Annotated in this window: 1 protein-coding gene and 1 pseudogene; one reads left to right on the top strand and one right to left on the bottom strand. The window is 39.9% G+C overall.

Going from position 1 to position 2,957, the window contains the following annotated elements:
* A pseudogene (locus tag ACZFYI_RS18280) lies at positions 1-936 on the bottom strand (hypothetical protein); the annotation flags it as partial.
* Positions 937-1,266: 330 nt separating this feature from the next.
* Here ACZFYI_RS18280 and ACZFYI_RS18285 point away from each other — a divergent pair.
* Entirely contained in the window at positions 1,267-2,646 is a 1,380-nt protein-coding gene (locus ACZFYI_RS18285; protein WP_462525563.1) for a hypothetical protein, read from the top strand.
* Positions 2,647-2,957: the final 311 nt, after the last annotated feature.

Here is a 2,957-nt window from a genome sequence, read left to right on the forward strand (position 1 = left end):
GATCTTCGGCATAATATCCTCTGAAAGAAGGTGACTTCCCTTGTCTGTCAAAGCCTTTTGGCAAGTTTCAAACAATACCTGTTTCAATTCCGCTCTGTTGTATTTGAATTCCTCCAATATCGGACCGATCAATAATCCATCCGTAGCAAAGGCGTGACCCCCACAGTTGAGTCCCGATTCGATCCTGAATTCAGAAACCCACAATCCTTTTTTGGCCAAAAATCTGCCCTGAATCAAAGCGGAACGATAATCGCTGACTTTGAGGATAATGCCTTTTTTGATTTTTCCATTTTGGTCAGGAAAGAAATCTGCGAACTGCTCTGCATAGCCATAGAGCGCAGGATTCATCCCGGCAGAAAATACGACGGAAGATTCCAGGTCACTTTCTGCAAATCCCCTTAGGGCAGAGAGAGCGTCTGAATATTCCCTTGGCAGTTCTTTTCCATCCTTATCAAAGTTGATTTTGTCTACTTTGGTCATGATGTTGACATCGATTTTTCCGGGGGAAATTGCGGCTTTCAGTTTGTTTTGGATGGTTTCTTTGGCTTCTCCGACCTCTTGCTTCATTCTTTCATACAGTATTTTCAGACCATGACTGTCAGGAAGCAAATTGAAATATTCATTGATAGCAATCCCATATTCAAAAGATTGGGATTTGAGTTCCTCTATCTGTTTATTGACTGATACATGCAATAAATTAAGGTAGGCTTTGATCCTGTTTGCGCGGGAATCGGTTGTTTTTTCGGAAATCGGAAGGTAGGGAATCTCCAGCTTTCTGCTGTAAATGCGCCTCAGGTCTTCCAACATATGGTCATCCATAATTGAGACTACCGAGGAAATACCATATTTGGCTACTTTGATCGGGGTATCAGCGGTAAAACCCAATCCCATGACCGGGATATGGAAACTGTGTGCAGTGGTGTGGGAATTGAACATAAGCGGGTACTTTTCTATTTTTTTTATTGTAAGGACCAAATGAAGCAGGCAAATCTAAAAGCATTGACAACCTGATTAGGAAACCCGGGTCATCTCACTATATGATTTTAATCATAAAAAATGAAAACCGAACCAAATCCAATCCAAGAATGCATTCCAAAAATCATTTTAAAACTGAAGGCAATTGATATAAAAAAAGTCCGTCTTCCCAATCAAAAACCTAAAATGTAAAAACTGCGTAACCATTTTTGGCTATTCTTAATTTTCATTTGTTTATTCGACCAAAATTGTTCTTTTATTTGAATCCCAATCCAACTCCCATTCCAAACTATGAAAGCAAAATACCTTCTTTCCACTGTAGTTTTTCTTTTCATCTTGACTCTTTCACTTTTTTCCCAAGCAAATGCACAGGGCATTTATACAGCCAGGGGGTATTGGGAAGAATCCAACAAAGAAACTTACAGGATCATCAAACAAAAAAGCAATACCGGCATCGTCTTATCAGCTGATGAATCTTCTTATCTGAATGATTATGAAACCTACCTTTCCAATTATTTCTCTAGGCTTTCGGATGATGAAAAGTCGGTTTATGAAAAAATGAAACCCCAATGGGACAGAGAAATATTTGGACCCCAACAAACAGCCATAGTCGAAGAGGAATTTGAATGGAGAGGAAGAGATTATGCCACCAATATCCTATTTGGAGCCTATTACGGTGCAAGTCTGGTGGCTGTCACAGAAATCAGCAGTGCTGCAGCCCTTGGCATTCCTTTGTTGACAGGTGGGCTTTGGGCATTAGGACCGGTCATGGTGCCAAAAAAATATGAAAACATCAACCGCTCCGTCATCCGGGCCAGCAATACGGGAAAGTTTCTAGGACTTGTTTACGGTGGATCATTGGCATTGTTGGTTGCTGGAGAATCCGATAACATTGGCCAAACAGCATTAATTCTTTCTTCTTTGGGAAGTATTGCCTTGGGAGAAGTGGGGTTTAAATTACAGAAGAAAAGAAACTTCTCTGAAGGACATATCGAATTGGTCAGTCATTATGGAACCATAGGTCCATGGATTGCCGGGGCTACTTTAGGAGCTGCGGGATCCGAAAATCCAAATCTTTATGGTGCCGCCTTCTTGGCAGGTGGTGTAGGCGGAATACTTATGGCAAATAAAGTTTCCAGTAAATATGATTATACCAAAGGAGATGTAAACAACATTTCGGCACTGTCCCTGGCGACAACAGGGATCGGTTTTGCAATTTTTGCCGAAACCCTTCAAAATGATGTTTCAAGTGCAGTCCTTCTCATTCCTGCGGCAGGTACTGTCATCGGTACCATGCTAGGTCAAAAAGCCGTAAAAGGAGTTTACCTAAATAAGAAGCAGGGAAGTACTATCGGACTTTCCACAGGTGGCGCAGCTTTGGTTGGTCTTGGACTTGCAGCGATCTTTGAAACTGAATCCGCTACAGTTTGGGTAGGAATTCCTTCAGTGTTTGCTTTGGCGACACAACAGATCCTTTTCAACAAGTATAAAAAAGACAACCTTTCAGGAAATCTCCTAAGCAAAATCAACAAGGACAAACCTTACAGATTTTCCATGAAAGTGACACCTGAAAACTATTTTGTCAACCAAAGAATGGTTGTCCCTTCCGGAATCATCGGAGCCAATTCTAATGTTTCAAACCCATTGATTAACCTGAAACTGTCATTTTAATGTTTATTCTTCATACCTGAAGATTCTAAACAGAATTCATAATGGTCTAAAAAGCCGCAGTCTTCAGAAATTTTCGAGAAATCAATTGAAAATTTCCAACGGTTGGGGCTTCATTTTTTTTATTGAAAATTCACTAAACCCAAATTCCAAAAAATTTGTTTCGTGCCATTAGTCACACCAAATAGGTTAAATTGTCCGTAAACTTGTACTTTATTAAAAGATGGACCTGTATCAAAAACCAGCTCCCTCTTCTTTTATTCAAAACATTAAAAAAAAAATAAAAAGAAATATGTTCTTCGAATTAGTTTATG

The sequence above is a fragment of the Aquiflexum sp. genome, from assembly GCF_977115555.1.

Bases quoted from the DNA above. Each gene is read 5' to 3' on its own strand.
- ACZFYI_RS18285 (WP_462525563.1), top strand. From the start codon at position 1,267: ATGAAAGCAAAATACCTTCTTTCCACTGTAGTTTTTCTTTTCATCTTG.